At 61.4% G+C, this 12,295-nt stretch carries 15 protein-coding genes, 1 tRNA gene and 1 pseudogene; 7 read left to right on the top strand and 10 right to left on the bottom strand.

What is annotated here, in order from left to right; translation table 11 throughout:
* The first annotated feature begins 148 nt into the window (after positions 1-148).
* Complete coding sequence (betA, locus tag WI754_RS10730; RefSeq protein ID WP_349433337.1) at positions 149-1,801, top strand: choline dehydrogenase; 1,653 nt, start codon at positions 149-151, stop codon at positions 1,799-1,801.
* Positions 1,802-1,808: 7 nt separating this feature from the next.
* Here betA and WI754_RS10725 read toward each other — a convergent pair.
* From WI754_RS10725 to WI754_RS10710, 4 genes and pseudogenes are all read right to left on the bottom strand, one after another.
* Positions 1,809-1,928 (bottom strand): annotated as a pseudogene (locus WI754_RS10725) (type II toxin-antitoxin system RelE/ParE family toxin); the annotation flags it as partial.
* Positions 1,929-1,962: 34 nt separating this feature from the next.
* Positions 1,963-2,946 carry a hypothetical protein gene (locus WI754_RS10720; protein ID WP_349433335.1) on the bottom strand — a complete coding sequence of 328 codons (984 nt, stop codon included), beginning with the start codon at positions 2,944-2,946 and terminating at the stop codon, positions 1,963-1,965.
* Positions 2,947-3,077: 131 nt separating this feature from the next.
* Complete coding sequence (locus WI754_RS10715; protein ID WP_349433334.1) at positions 3,078-3,557, bottom strand: DUF2214 domain-containing protein; 480 nt, start codon at positions 3,555-3,557, stop codon at positions 3,078-3,080.
* Positions 3,557-3,943, bottom strand: coding sequence for a DUF6152 family protein (locus WI754_RS10710; RefSeq protein ID WP_349433333.1), 387 nt, complete (start codon positions 3,941-3,943; stop codon positions 3,557-3,559). Before WI754_RS10710 ends, WI754_RS10715 begins: the two co-directional genes overlap by 1 nt.
* Before the next feature lie 293 nt (positions 3,944-4,236).
* On the opposite strand from WI754_RS10710, the gene WI754_RS10705 reads away from it, so the two are divergent.
* The 3 genes from WI754_RS10705 to cysN are packed head-to-tail and all read left to right on the top strand — an operon-like array spanning position 4,237 to position 7,507.
* Positions 4,237-5,007: a phosphoadenylyl-sulfate reductase gene (locus WI754_RS10705; RefSeq protein ID WP_349433332.1), complete on the top strand. Its 771-nt coding sequence runs from the start codon at positions 4,237-4,239 to the stop codon at positions 5,005-5,007.
* Between the two features lie 38 nt (positions 5,008-5,045).
* Positions 5,046-5,999: a sulfate adenylyltransferase subunit CysD gene (gene cysD / locus WI754_RS10700; RefSeq protein WP_349433331.1), complete on the top strand. Its 954-nt coding sequence runs from the start codon at positions 5,046-5,048 to the stop codon at positions 5,997-5,999.
* A complete protein-coding gene (gene cysN / locus WI754_RS10695) occupies positions 5,999-7,507 on the top strand; it encodes a sulfate adenylyltransferase subunit CysN (RefSeq protein WP_349433330.1) in 1,509 nt (502 codons plus the stop codon). The genes cysD and cysN overlap by 1 nt, the downstream gene beginning before the upstream one ends.
* A 92-nt stretch (positions 7,508-7,599) precedes the next feature.
* Here the strand turns inward: cysN and WI754_RS10690 are convergent, their stop codons facing one another.
* The 4 genes from WI754_RS10690 to WI754_RS10675 all read right to left on the bottom strand — a co-directional run bounded on the left by WI754_RS10690 (position 7,600) and on the right by WI754_RS10675 (position 9,318).
* The gene (locus tag WI754_RS10690) at positions 7,600-7,734 is read right to left on the bottom strand and encodes a hypothetical protein (protein ID WP_349433329.1); all 135 of its coding nucleotides are present in this window, start codon (positions 7,732-7,734) and stop codon (positions 7,600-7,602) included.
* Positions 7,731-7,991, bottom strand: coding sequence for a hypothetical protein (locus WI754_RS10685; RefSeq protein WP_349433328.1), 261 nt, complete (start codon positions 7,989-7,991; stop codon positions 7,731-7,733). The genes WI754_RS10690 and WI754_RS10685 overlap by 4 nt, the downstream gene beginning before the upstream one ends.
* 116 nt (positions 7,992-8,107) lie before the next feature.
* A complete protein-coding gene (locus WI754_RS10680; protein ID WP_349433326.1) occupies positions 8,108-8,587 on the bottom strand; it encodes a DUF2938 domain-containing protein in 480 nt (159 codons plus the stop codon).
* A gap of 654 nt (positions 8,588-9,241) precedes the next feature.
* A tRNA-Pro gene (locus WI754_RS10675) sits at positions 9,242-9,318 on the bottom strand.
* A gap of 354 nt (positions 9,319-9,672) precedes the next feature.
* Here WI754_RS10675 and WI754_RS10670 point away from each other — a divergent pair.
* From WI754_RS10670 to WI754_RS10660, 3 genes are all read left to right on the top strand, one after another.
* The gene (locus WI754_RS10670; RefSeq protein WP_349433325.1) at positions 9,673-10,083 is read left to right on the top strand and encodes a hypothetical protein; all 411 of its coding nucleotides are present in this window, start codon (positions 9,673-9,675) and stop codon (positions 10,081-10,083) included.
* A 155-nt stretch (positions 10,084-10,238) separates the two neighbouring features.
* Positions 10,239-10,904 (top strand): dihydrofolate reductase family protein, encoded by a 666-nt coding sequence (locus tag WI754_RS10665; RefSeq protein WP_349433324.1) that lies wholly within the window; start codon positions 10,239-10,241, stop codon positions 10,902-10,904.
* Positions 10,905-11,069: 165 nt separating this feature from the next.
* Positions 11,070-11,393 (top strand): succinoglycan biosynthesis protein exoi, encoded by a 324-nt coding sequence (locus WI754_RS10660; RefSeq protein WP_349433323.1) that lies wholly within the window; start codon positions 11,070-11,072, stop codon positions 11,391-11,393.
* Positions 11,394-11,416: 23 nt separating this feature from the next.
* Here WI754_RS10660 and WI754_RS10655 read toward each other — a convergent pair whose 3' ends face one another.
* Both WI754_RS10655 and WI754_RS10650 read right to left on the bottom strand, forming a co-directional pair.
* Positions 11,417-11,869, bottom strand: coding sequence for a pyridoxamine 5'-phosphate oxidase family protein (locus WI754_RS10655; RefSeq protein WP_349433321.1), 453 nt, complete (start codon positions 11,867-11,869; stop codon positions 11,417-11,419).
* 1 nt (position 11,870) lies between these two features.
* Positions 11,871-12,158: a hypothetical protein gene (locus WI754_RS10650; RefSeq protein WP_349433320.1), complete on the bottom strand. Its 288-nt coding sequence runs from the start codon at positions 12,156-12,158 to the stop codon at positions 11,871-11,873.
* Between the last annotated feature and the right edge of the window lie 137 nt (positions 12,159-12,295).

Genomic DNA, 12,295 nt, shown 5'->3' with positions numbered 1-12,295 from the left:
TCATCCTCGGGCGAGCGTAGCGAGTTCCGGGGATCCAACAGCGCCGCGTCTGTGGCGCACAAAGACTCTTTCAAGCGGCAGACGCCGCTTGGCTGGATACCTGTGACGAGCACAGGAATGACGGCCCAACAATTACTGGGGAAAGAAAATGCAACAGGCAGACTTCATCATCATCGGTTCGGGCTCCGCCGGCTCCGCCCTCGCCTACCGTCTCTCCGAGGACGGCAAGAACACGGTCATGGTGCTGGAATATGGCGGTTCGGATTTTGGGCCGTTCATCCAGATGCCGGCAGCACTTGCCTGGCCGATGAGCATGAAGCGCTATAACTGGGGCTACCTCTCGGAGCCTGAGCCGAACCTCAACAACCGGCGCATCACCGCCCCGCGCGGCAAGGTGATCGGCGGCTCGTCCTCGATCAACGGGCTCGTCTATGTGCGCGGCCATGCCGAAGACTTCAACCGCTGGGAGGAGCTTGGCGCGCAAGGCTGGGCCTATGCCGACGTGCTGCCCTATTTCAAGCGGCAGGAAACCTCGCAGGGCGGCGAGCAAGGCTGGCGCGGCACGGACGGCCCGCTGCACGTCAAACGCGGACCGCTGAAGAACCCGCTGTTTCACGCTTTCGTCGAGGCCGGCAAGCAGGCCGGTTTCGAGCTGACCGACGATTATAACGGCTCCAAGCAGGAAGGCTTCGGCCATATGGAGCAGACCGTCTGGCAGGGACGCCGCTGGTCAACTGCCAATGCCTATCTGAAGCCGGCGATGAAGCGGCCGAACGTTGAACTCGTCCGCTGCTTCGCCCGCAAGCTGGTCATCGAGAACGGCCGCGCCGTTGGTGTCGAGATCGATCGGGGTGGCAAGATCGAGGTGGTGAAAGCCAACCGCGAAGTGATCGTCTCGGCCTCCTCCTTCAACTCGCCGAAACTGCTGATGCTCTCCGGCATCGGCCCGGCCCAGCATCTGCAGGACATGGGCATCGAGGTGAAGGTCGACCGGCCGGGCGTCGGCGCCAACCTGCAGGACCACATGGAATTCTATTTCCAGCAGATCGCGACCAAGCCTGTCTCGCTCTATTCCTGGCTGCCCTGGTTCTGGCAGGGGGTCGCGGGCGCGCAATGGCTGTTCCTCAAGCAGGGTCTCGGCATCTCCAACCAGTTCGAGGCCTGCGCCTTCCTGCGCTCGGCCCCGGGCGTCAAGCAGCCCGACATCCAGTATCACTTCCTGCCCGTTGCCATCAGCTATGACGGCAAGGCGGCAGCCAACACGCACGGCTTCCAGGCGCATGTCGGCTACAACCTGTCGAAATCGCGCGGCAACGTCACGCTGCGCTCGGCCGAGCCGATGGCCGATCCGGTCATCCGCTTCAACTATATGAGCCATCCGGAAGACTGGGAAAAGTTCCGCCATTGCGTACGGCTTACCCGCGAGATCTTCGGTCAGCAGGCTTTCGATCACTATCGCGGGCCGGAGATCCAGCCGGGCGAAGCGGTCCAGAGCGACGAGCAGATCGACGCGTTCCTGCGCGAGCATCTGGAAAGCGCCTATCATCCCTGCGGCACCTGCAAGATGGGCTCGCGCAACGATCCGATGGCCGTCGTCGACCCGGAAACCCGCGTCATCGGCGTCGATGGCCTGCGCGTTGCCGACTCATCGATCTTCCCGCACGTCACCTACGGCAACCTCAACGCGCCGTCGATCATGACCGGCGAGAAGGCCGCCGACCACATCCTCGGCAAGGGCATGCTGGCGCGCAGCAACCAGGAACCGTGGGTCAACCCGCGCTGGGCGGTGAGCGACCGGTAACGGGGGTTCAGTGGTAATCATCCTCACGCTGGTGACCAACGGCGAGGATGGTCACGGTGTGATCATCCTCGATCTTGAAGCGCGCGATATAGCCCCATGATCCGAAAGGCCGGACGACAAGCGCCCGGCCTTTCGTTTGAACATTATTCTACGCTTGACAATCAGGCGAAGAAGAAGTCGTTGCGGTGCAGGTCGGCAAGCTCGACACCCCTCAGAACGATCGAGCCGTCGCCGTAGTCGATCGTGACACCGAGCGAGTTTTCCGTCGCGTTTGCCGTCACATCGGCGAAGGACGACAATACGCTGTTTTCAAGGACGAGAACGTCGGCAACGGTCTTGCCGGCGGAGAAATCGGTGATGACGGTGCGCCCGATCGAGGTTCCGAACAGGAAGGTGTCGCTACCGGTGCCGCCGGTCAGCGTGTCATTGCCGAGGCTCGCCGTCAGGCGGTCATTGCCGGCGCCGCCGTTCAGGACGTCGTTGCCCGCTTCCCCGTAAAGCTTATCGTTGCCGGCCTCGCCGTAGATCTTGTCGTTGCCGAGACCGCCCTTGATCGTGTCGTTACCCGTGCCGCCCTTGACGATGTCATTGCCGTTCTGGCCGAAGAGGGTGTCGGCTCCGCCGCCGCCGACGAGCGTATCGTTGCCATCGGCACCCTTGAGCCTGTCGGCATGGTCGTAACCGCGGAAAACGTCGTTGCCGGAGCTTCCCTCGAAAACCAGCGAGTCGGTCTCGAGGTATTCGAGCAGCAGAGTGGTCGTCGAGCCGGTCAGTTCGCCGCGAATGCCTTCCGCCAGGCTGCTGTCGTCGATATCGAGGCCGCTGATCGAGACCTCGGTCGTCTGCGTGAACGTGCGCGTCGTCGTGTCGAGCGTGACGTCGGAGCCGAAGGTCACGGCATCGAGGCTGCCGGTGACGGTATGCGTCGTCATGCTGTAGCTCCACGCCGTGTCATCAGCGTCGAACACGACGCCATAGCCCGAAGAGTCGGTGGCAGCGTATTCCTCACCGGAAATCCCGTCGGCGCCGCTGAACTGGCCGCGCCCGGATGCCACGAAATCGTTCGCGAAACCGGTGAGATAGGTGAGAAGGTTGATGCCTGTGCCGTCGGCATTCACGTCGGTTGCTGTGATGGTGATCGTCATTGGAAGTACCCCAGAAATATGAACGACCGAGGCCTATTTTAAGATGAGTTATTTTGTCAAGTTAATACGAATAAAAACTGGATTATTTCTATCATATTTTTTGAAATCACCACCAAACCGTAACTGAGCGATTACAGAAAGCCGATCCAGCGGCCAGCAAGCAGCGCGGCGAGCCAGAGGGAAAAGGACAGGAAGGCACAGAACCGGACGACACCGCCTGCGGGAGCGCCAGATGCGACGGCACGCCACGCGCCGCTCATATGCAGGAAGCCGAGATTGGCGATCGCGGCGGCAAGCAGTGCGATCTCGATGAGAAAGGCCTGATTGCCGATGTAAGCGACCGGGCGCACGGTAAAGAGCCAAAAACCGGAAAGAACAGCAAGCACGACGCCACAGGCGGCCGCACGCGACAGGAAGGGTCCGACCGCTGCGACGGGCGGCGCGCGCACGAGGCCCATCAGCCGCAGATCAAGCGGCAGGATGGCACCGAGGATGAGCCCGATGCCGAGGATATGCGCGGCATTCACAAAGAGATAGGCGGCACTGGAGCGGCGCAAGAACGCCGCGCCCGGCCATCCCGCCAGCCATTGCAGCAGATCCGGCCCGCTCATCAATTCGTCCGTATCCGCTCCGGATAGATGTCGTAGACCTTGCCCGACACGGTGATCCGCACGGCTTTCATTCTCTTTTCCTCGGGATCGAGCGAGCGATTGCCGAGGGCGACGATCGGGTCGCCTATCCTGGCCGCGCCCTCGATGAAGCCCGATTGTTCGGTCCGCCAGGGGTTGCCCAGTTCGACCAGCCAGACGCCGTCCGTTTCCGTGGCGACATGCAGCGTCGGATGCGGCGGCGCCATCGAGATTTCGCGGATCGTGCCTTTGAGCTCGATCTGGTCGGCCTCGGCCCAGGACCAGCCGTGATGGGCATAGGCGCCGGCGGCAAACATCATCGCGATCAGGCCGCCCGCAAAAACGCGCGCGAGAAATGTTCCATCCATCTCACGTCTCCTTTCTTGCGACACACGATCAACGCAGGCTGGATCGGCGGCCGAAAAAGGGGAAATCAATACTTCTTGAATGAGGGAGCCCCTTCCGTGGCCCGGCGTCGTAGGGCGCTCTATCCGCCGGCTTGGCGGCAGCAGGAATAATCTATTAAATTACTAGGTTTTCTTAGAATTTTCCGCTTCGGAGAGATATTTGCTCTGATCCGCCGAGTTTAGAAATCTGTTTTTCTGTCTTTTGTCATAGAGGGCTGCGATATTCCGGGACAACAGAACCAGGATTTCCTCCCATGACATCCGCGTCACTCGAAAATCGCGCCTCGGCGCTGAACAAGCAACTCGAAAGCCTCGATCTCGGAGGCCGGCTGGCTTTGGTTGCCGGCCTCGAGGGCAAGGTCGTCTTCACCACCAGCCTCGGCATCGAGGATCAGGTGATCACCGCCGCGATCGGCTCGGCCAAGCTCGGCATCGAAGTCTCCACGCTCGAGACCGGCCGCCTCTTCAACGAGACCGTCGCGCTGATCGACGAGACCGAAGAAACCTACGGCATCCTGATCAAGCGTTTTTACCCTGAGCAGGACGACATCGACGCCTTCGCTGCAAAATACGGCATGAACGGTTTCTACGACAGCGTCGAAGCCAGGCACGCCTGTTGCGGCGCGCGCAAGGTGAAGCCTCTTGCGCGCGCACTCGAAGGGGCATCCTTCTGGATCACCGGCCTGCGCCGCGGCCAGTCGGGCAATCGTGCCGATACGCCGTTTGCCGAGGCCGACCTCGACCGTGGCCTGATCAAGATCAATCCGCTGGCCGACTGGGATATCGAGACGATCCGCGCCCATGTCGAGAGCCAGGCGATCCCGGTCAATCCGCTGCATGCCCGCGGTTACCCCTCGATCGGCTGCGAGCCCTGCACCCGCGCCATCAAGCCGGGCGAGCCCGAACGGGCCGGCCGCTGGTGGTGGGAAAACGACGAGAAGCGTGAATGCGGCCTTCACGTGCCAGAGACAGCAGCCTCAGCCATTCCGCAATCGACACCTCTTCAAAGCAGCCTGGCGCGATAAACCGCGCGGCGCATCACAGACACTCCCGGAGACTTGCAATGCCTCATACCCTTCCGGAAACGGAACTGCACAATCCGCAGACGGCCAAGACGCCACTCGACCCGCATCTGAAAGCGCTCGAAAACGAAGCGATCCACATCTTCCGCGAAGTGGCCGCAGAATTCGACAAGCCGGTGATGCTCTATTCGGTCGGCAAGGACTCGTCCGTGCTGCTGCACCTGGCGCGCAAGGCCTTCTATCCCGGCCGCGTGCCCTTCCCGCTGCTGCACGTCAACACCGGCTGGAAATTCGCCGAGATGATCGCCTTTCGCGACGAGACCGTGAAGAAGTACGATCTCGACTTCATCGAGCATATCAATCCGCGCGGTGCGGCCGAAAACGTCACGCCGTTTTCCCATGGCTCGGCGCTGTTCACCGACATCATGAAGACGGAAGGCCTGCGCCAGGCGCTCGACGCCGGCGGTTTCGATGCCGCTTTTGGCGGCGCGCGCCGCGACGAAGAGGCCAGCCGCGCCAAGGAACGCATCTATTCGTTCCGCACGCCGGAGCATCGCTGGGATCCGCGCGCTCAGCGGCCGGAACTCTGGAACATCTATAACGGCATGATCCGCAAGGGCGAGAGCGTTCGCGCCTTCCCGCTGTCGAACTGGACCGAAGTCGATATCTGGCGCTACATCCAGGTGGAAGAGATTCCGCTGGTGCCGCTCTACTATGCCAAGAACCGGCCCTACGTCGAACGCGACGGCATGATGATCCTGGCCGAGGACCCGCGTCTGGAGCTTCTGCCCGGCGAAACGCGCAAGGAAGGCTCCATCCGTTTCCGCACCCTCGGCGACTTTCCGCTGACGGGCGCAATCCCATCTCAGGCCACAAACCTTGAAGAGGTCATTGCCGAACTGGAAATCGCCACGGTTTCCGAACGGCAGGGCCGCGCCATCGATCGCGACCAGTCCGGTTCGATGGAAAAGAAGAAGCGTGAAGGATATTTCTGATGACCGTTTCCGCAATCGCTCAAGCCGCAATCGCCGAGGCAAAGACCGGCACCGTAACTGCCTTTCCGGCGATCGAGCCCACGCGCCTGCCGCGCGATACGCGTCCGCTGCGCCTCATCACCTGCGGCAGCGTCGACGACGGCAAGTCCACCCTGATCGGCCGCCTGCTGTGGGACACCAAGGCCGTCAAGGAAGACCAGGCAGCGACGCTGCGCCGTGACAGTGGCAAGCAGAACGATCTCGGCCTGCCCGATTTCGCGCTGCTTCTCGATGGTCTGCAGGCCGAGCGCGAACAGGGCATCACCATCGATGTCGCCTATCGCTATTTCGCCACCGACAAGCGCTCTTTCATCGTCGCCGACACCCCCGGCCACGAGCAATATACCCGCAACATGGCAACCGGCGCCTCGACAGCCGATCTCGCCGTGCTGCTGGTCGATGCCCGCACCGGCCTGCTCGAACAGACCCGCCGCCATGCGACCATCGCCTCGTTGATGGGCATCAAGCAGTTCGTTCTGGCCGTCAACAAGATCGATCTGACCGGCTACGACCGTGCCCGCTTCGACCAGATCTCGCATGACTTCAAGGAACTGGCCGTTTCGCTCGGCGTTCGCCAGATCACCGCAATCCCGGTTTCGGCGCTGAAGGGCGAAAACGTCGTCTATGACGGCAAGGCTTCCATGCCCTGGTATGACGGCCCGACATTGGTCGAAGTGCTGGAACTGGCGACTGTCCGCTCCGCACAGACCGTCGGCTTCCGCCTGCCAGTCCAGCGCGTCTCGCGTCCTGGCGAAAGCTTTCGCGGCTACCAGGGCACGGTTGCCGGCGGCTCGGTGAAGCCTGGCGATTCGGTCGTCATCCTGCCGTCGGGCATGGTTGCCAACGTCACCAAGATCGTCACCTTCGACCTGGTGCGCAACGCCGCCGTCGCGGGCGACGCGATCACGCTGGTTCTCGACCGTCAGGTCGATGTTTCGCGCGGCGATATGATCGTTTCACTCGAAAGCCAGCCGCAGACGGGCCTTGCCTTCGATGCGCAGCTCGTTGCCCTGCAGTCGGACGGTATCCAGCCCGGCAAGCGCTACTGGCTGAAAAGCGGCTCGCGCCGCCAGCGCGTCACGGTGCAGCCTTCCAGCCTGCTTGACCTGAAAAGCGGCAAGTGGAACCACCACACCGATGCGCTCGCCATGAACGCCATCGGCAAGGTGCACCTCTCCTTCGACGAGCAGGCCGTATTCGATAGTTACGAGCAGAACCGCACCACCGGCGCCTTCATCCTGATCGACCCCGACACCAACAACACGGTGGCCGGCGGCATGATCACGGCCAAGCGCTCGTCGCTCGGCGGCATCCATACCGAGGAAGGCCGCGTCATCCTCTCGCTGCCGGCCGATCTCGCCGACCAGCTGATGGCGACCGAGCTTTTTTCGAGCCGCCGCGAGGAGGCCGAGGTTCGCCGCGTCTCTGCCGGCAAGGCCAGCGAAGTGTTCGACGGCATCGACGGCTGACCGCCGCCGCTTTCGATATGCCTGCGAAAAAGGGCCGGTCGATCTGACCGGCCCTTTTTCATTCCCCACGCTTGCCGTTTGGCGCGCTGATATCAATCGGGGACGCAGGTCTGCCGGGCTTCATTCCAGGTTCCATCCTGGCAGGGAACATCGCCGAAACCGGAGAGCAGCAAAAGCAGCAGCGCGGCTGCCGCAAGCGCGCCGCCGAAAAGAGCAAGCCTTTTCATTCAGCCTTGAAATCCGGCCGATGCGCCTCGACAATCGCCCTTAGCTTCTCGATATCGGCGGCTTTCAACGCATCCAGCTCCATGTCGCGCACCGGCTTGAACCAGGCCGCAGCCTCGCGCATCGGGGCGGCATAGGGCGGCGGGTATTCGCCAAGGCCAAGGGCCCATTCGCGTACGGTTTCGCGCTCCATGCGGCCGGCCTTGTAGCGGTCGTGGATGCTTTTGGCGGAGGCGATCAGGTCGTCTATCTTTTTCAATGCATGTCCTCGAACGGCGGTGCACGAAGCCATAGCACGTTAATCGCAGCCGGGAGAAATCGTCCTGGATCGGAGCTGGACGCCGGAGGAAAACCGCTTCGCACTTTTCCTCGTCCCTAGCGGATGAGAAGGGCCGTCCCGAACATGCCCGCCGCGAAGATCGTATGGGCGAGGAGGTTGAGCGCACGCACCTGGTTGGCATTCGGCAGTCTCGAAGCCGCCCAGCCGAGCCCGAGACCCGGCTGCAGCAAGAACCAGCCCGCGCCGACGGTGGCGATGCCGAGGATCCAGGCCGGCAGAAATGTCGGCGCAGCAAGCCAGGATGGGCCCGTGAAGACGATCAGAAGAATGCCGTAGAGGATGCCGACGGCATAATGGCCGAGCCACCCCAGGGCCAGTTCATGCTCATAGGGTGGGGCCTTGCCGATATCCTCGTGGAAGACCTTTCCGGAGCGGAGATGCCAGAACCACCGCCCGACCGGCGCCCAGTTCGGCCGTCGCTGACCGGGCAAGAAGGACAGCAGAATGGCCCAGAGATCCATGAGAACCGTGCCGCCAAGGCCGATCGCCACGCTGCGCAATAGGATATCGAACATGTGCAACCCGGCTCCTGATCAGTGCGCCGGGCACGCGAGCCACCTGTCTGAAGGTGCTACGTGAGCCGCGCGGAAATGATGGTGCGCATCTGCGGGCAGGCCTGAACTGCAGCTGCAAACCCGTTGTAGTTCATCTCTGGTTTTTCGGTCAAGAAAGACGACGTCGGCAAGTGATGCCGGCACCGATGGTCGTGTATATCGGGAAAACAGCTGCGCACGGGTGCCACCGCATGGGCTTCATGCTCTCAGGGCCACGGGGATCGAGGGCTTCGCGCCCGGGCACGGTTGACACTGTAGAGATTTTACCGGGCAAAGACGCTCCTCCCATGGCGGGACGGTTGCGCCGTTGACGAGAGACATGCGGGATAAGGACGGCCACGTTCTTTCGTGACAGCAGGAGAGACGTCAATCTGCCCACCCGGCCCTATTCTAAATCTAATAGCGGCCGCGTCCCGCCTTTGCAGGCGAGAGGCTTTTGACAGATTTTCATCCCAATTGATACTGCTCGATTGTTCGGGCCGGGATCGCTGCTCAATGATCCCACGTTCCGGCAGAACGCCGCGCGCCTGCTGAAACTATGCGGCTTGCAAACCGTCCAGCCGCCAATCCAGCGACGGATTTTCGAGATCATTCAAGGATTTCCGGGGTTCAAGCTGGTCGGAGTGAGAGGATTCGAACCTCCGACCCCGTCGTCCCGAACGACGTGCGCTACCAGGCTGCGCTACACTCCGTGACCAGCGGCGCCTCTATAGAACAGCATTTTCCTTTCCACAAGCATCAAAATGGAAAAATCGCAAAGTCGGCTAAAAACAATGCAGTAAGGCCCGCCCCGGCCGTGAACAACTCTGCCTTCTGCAAACCGCTTGATGCGTCGATGGAGGTCACCGGCGAGCGCGACGCTCCCTCCGCTGGGGCGTTTCGGCAACGCTTGCGAATTTATGCGCGCGACTGCGCACATAAGTCATTCTGACGATTTTCTTTCGAGGGCATTGGCGCTAGAGGCAGGGGCGAAAGCCTTGGCTACCCGCGTGTTGCGCCGCCTTGGCCGCATCAATTTCAGAACGAACGCCAAAGGGACTTGAAATATGAATTTCCGTTTGATGACCGTGGCCGGCCTAGCGCTGGCGCTTGCCGGCTGCACGACCACTGGGCCGGCTCGAAATGCCGTCGAATCGCGCTGGAACGGCCAGCCGGCCGGCACCTTCTTCGCCCAGTTCGGCCCGCCGCAGTCCGACGCTGAGAGCGGCGACATGACGGTCTATTCCTGGAAGGGCGGCTACAAGAAGCGCACGGTCCCGGCGCAATATGCCGAAGACAAGGACGGCAAGAAGGGCAAGAAGATCGCGTCGGCCCGCACCGAATTCCTCAGCTGTTCCGTCCAGCTGACGGTCTCCTCCGACTACGTCATCCGCTCGGTGCATGTGCTCGGCGATCGCAAGACCTCGACCGGCCCGAGCTGGTGCGACGAGTTCCTCGCCGGCGACAAGGCGAAGTAACGCCCCTCTCCCGACAACCTGCCATCGATCAGCCCGCCGGCCCCCCGGCGGGTTTGTTTTTGCCCTGTTTTCCCGTCAGCCTCGATTGCCCTTGACCGGCTGGACATCTGACCCACCTCTCTCGCAGAGAAACCCCGGATGCAAGGGAGGAGACAATGAGGAAGGTCGTTGCCGCAACATTCTTGAGCCTGGACGGCGTCATGCAGGCCCCGGGCGGGCCGGACGAGGATCCGATCGGCGGTTTCACCCTTGGCGGCTGGACCGTCAACTACTGGGACCACGTGATGGCCGAGGCCATGGGCGAGATCTTCTCCGAACCCTTCGAGCTCTTGCTCGGCCGCAAGACCTACGAGATCTTCGCCGCCCACTGGCCCTATGTCGGCGAAGACGACCCGATCGGCCGACTGTTCAACAGCGTGACCAAATATGTCGCCACGACCTCCACCGAGCCACTCACCTGGCAGAATTCCGTCGCGCTCAACGGCGACGTCGCCACCGAGGTCAAGAAGCTGAAACAGGGCGACGGCCCGATCCTCCTGCTGCAGGGGTCGGGCGACCTCATCCAGACCTTGCTTTCAGCCGACCTGATCGACGAATTCACGCTTCTGACCTTTCCGCTGGTGCTCGGCCGCGGCAAGCGCCTGTTCGCCAAGGGCGCCCTGCCCGCCGCACTGAAGCTCACCTTATCGCTGGTGTCGACGACAGGGGTGACGATCAACACCTATGTGCGGGATGGGGAGATCAAGCCGGGGTCGTTTGCGCTGGCGGAGCCGACGGCGGCGGAACTGGAGCGGCGGGCGCGGATGGCGCGGGAGGGGTGATGTTTGGCGACTCTGATCAAAGTTTAGCGGGGCTCTGATCAAAGCAGGTCGTCTCGCCATGGGCCGTTCGGAGTATCTGCGGCCATCCTGGCCTCACCAATAGTACAGATTTAACTAATATAAGGCTTCGATTACTATTTGGCGCAGACCTTTGGGGGAAGGCTCATGCGTCAGCGCCAGTTCCATCGAAAGCAGCAGCACCGCTCGTTGCTCGCGTCTATAGCGGCCGCACCTGGGATCGTGCTGGGCCTGCTTGCGGTCAGTGCGGCTGGCATCATGAGCGCCGAGGATCTCCTTTCATCCCTCAGCGGGACTGCGAAGGATTGCAACATCAAGGGCAACATCAGCATCAAAACCGGGGAGCGTATTTTCCATGTTCCCGGACAGGAATACTACGCCGCGACAAAAATCAGCCCGCAATATGGCGAGCGGTGGTTCTGTTCGGAGGCCGAGGCCTGGGCGGCGGGTTGGCGCAAGGCGAGGAACTAAATAACGGCGGTGAAGTCGGTGGCCTAGTTTGGTTCGGCTCTTTTTCCGGAGATGGATTCTGCCTGAATCCGGTAGAATACAGGATGCGATTGCTGGTCGCCAATTTCGTGCCGGCGAGCATCGTAGGCTCCCGGCTCCCACCAATTGGCCCGCTGCTGAAGCGCGGACCACGCATACATCCGTTCGGTTCGCCATTGTTCAGTGTCGGGCAATTCCTGATACCGCCCCTGCAATACAACACTCAGCCAATCCTGATCGCTTGTGATCTCCTCAAGCTGGAGGCATACGTTCGGGTTAATGCGCATGTGATCGATCTTTGAACCAGGCATTGCGAAGCTGTAGAGTAGGCCACCTTTAAAGACGTAGTGAATCGGCAGCACATATGGCCGGTCACCATTCACGCAAGCGAGGTGGCCGAAGTTCTTGGAGGACAGGAAATCTTCGCACTCTTCTTTCGTCATCTCGCTTATGATCATGCTACCGCCCACCCTCATTATCCCATCGATCAACGGCTTGATTTTTGGATTGCTGGGGCGTCTGGAGTTCGCCGTGAGAGCTTTCACCGCGTCGTTTGATTGCTGAGATCAGAAGCTCGCGAGTGCTATTGCCCTTGTGGAATTCCTTGAGGATAAATCGGGGAGCCGCTTCTTTGGACTCAATGTCCGCATTCGCTTCGGTGCCTGCAAAGCCCACTTCATCTAGAACGCCGCGAAGCACTGCAAGGCCGCTAGGATCGATATACTGTTGGAGATTGCTGGAAGACATGGCGTCCTCCTTCGTTTGGGGCGGGAGCGCTTTGGCACCCTCACGGCAGCGCCCGTTTTAACAGCTGCCGAAGATATACAACTGCGCCCTTCGCCGGCCGCACGCAAGCATTTTTGGCGCTAAATTTTTACACGGCT

Origin of the sequence: Pararhizobium sp. A13 (assembly GCF_040126305.1) — a bacterium.
Taxonomy (GTDB): domain Bacteria; phylum Pseudomonadota; class Alphaproteobacteria; order Rhizobiales; family Rhizobiaceae; genus Pararhizobium.
This window is presented reverse-complemented; position numbering and strand designations above follow the sequence as displayed.

Bases quoted from the DNA above. Each gene is read 5' to 3' on its own strand.
- WI754_RS10715 (WP_349433334.1), bottom strand. From the start codon at position 3,557: ATGAGCGGGCCGGATCTGCTGCAATGGCTGGCGGGATGGCCGGGCGCG.
- WI754_RS10670 (WP_349433325.1), top strand. From the start codon at position 9,673: ATGAATTTCCGTTTGATGACCGTGGCCGGCCTAGCGCTGGCGCTTGCC.
- cysN (WP_349433330.1), top strand. From the start codon at position 5,999: ATGACCGTTTCCGCAATCGCTCAAGCCGCAATCGCCGAGGCAAAGACC.
- WI754_RS10705 (WP_349433332.1), top strand. From the start codon at position 4,237: ATGACATCCGCGTCACTCGAAAATCGCGCCTCGGCGCTGAACAAGCAA.
- WI754_RS10690 (WP_349433329.1), bottom strand. From the start codon at position 7,734: ATGAAAAGGCTTGCTCTTTTCGGCGGCGCGCTTGCGGCAGCCGCGCTG.
- WI754_RS10660 (WP_349433323.1), top strand. From the start codon at position 11,070: ATGCGTCAGCGCCAGTTCCATCGAAAGCAGCAGCACCGCTCGTTGCTC.
- cysD (WP_349433331.1), top strand. From the start codon at position 5,046: ATGCCTCATACCCTTCCGGAAACGGAACTGCACAATCCGCAGACGGCC.
- WI754_RS10655 (WP_349433321.1), bottom strand. From the start codon at position 11,869: ATGATCATAAGCGAGATGACGAAAGAAGAGTGCGAAGATTTCCTGTCC.
- WI754_RS10650 (WP_349433320.1), bottom strand. From the start codon at position 12,158: ATGTCTTCCAGCAATCTCCAACAGTATATCGATCCTAGCGGCCTTGCA.
- WI754_RS10680 (WP_349433326.1), bottom strand. From the start codon at position 8,587: ATGTTCGATATCCTATTGCGCAGCGTGGCGATCGGCCTTGGCGGCACG.
- WI754_RS10710 (WP_349433333.1), bottom strand. From the start codon at position 3,943: ATGGATGGAACATTTCTCGCGCGCGTTTTTGCGGGCGGCCTGATCGCG.
- WI754_RS10665 (WP_349433324.1), top strand. From the start codon at position 10,239: ATGAGGAAGGTCGTTGCCGCAACATTCTTGAGCCTGGACGGCGTCATG.
- betA (WP_349433337.1), top strand. From the start codon at position 149: ATGCAACAGGCAGACTTCATCATCATCGGTTCGGGCTCCGCCGGCTCC.
- WI754_RS10720 (WP_349433335.1), bottom strand. From the start codon at position 2,946: ATGACGATCACCATCACAGCAACCGACGTGAATGCCGACGGCACAGGC.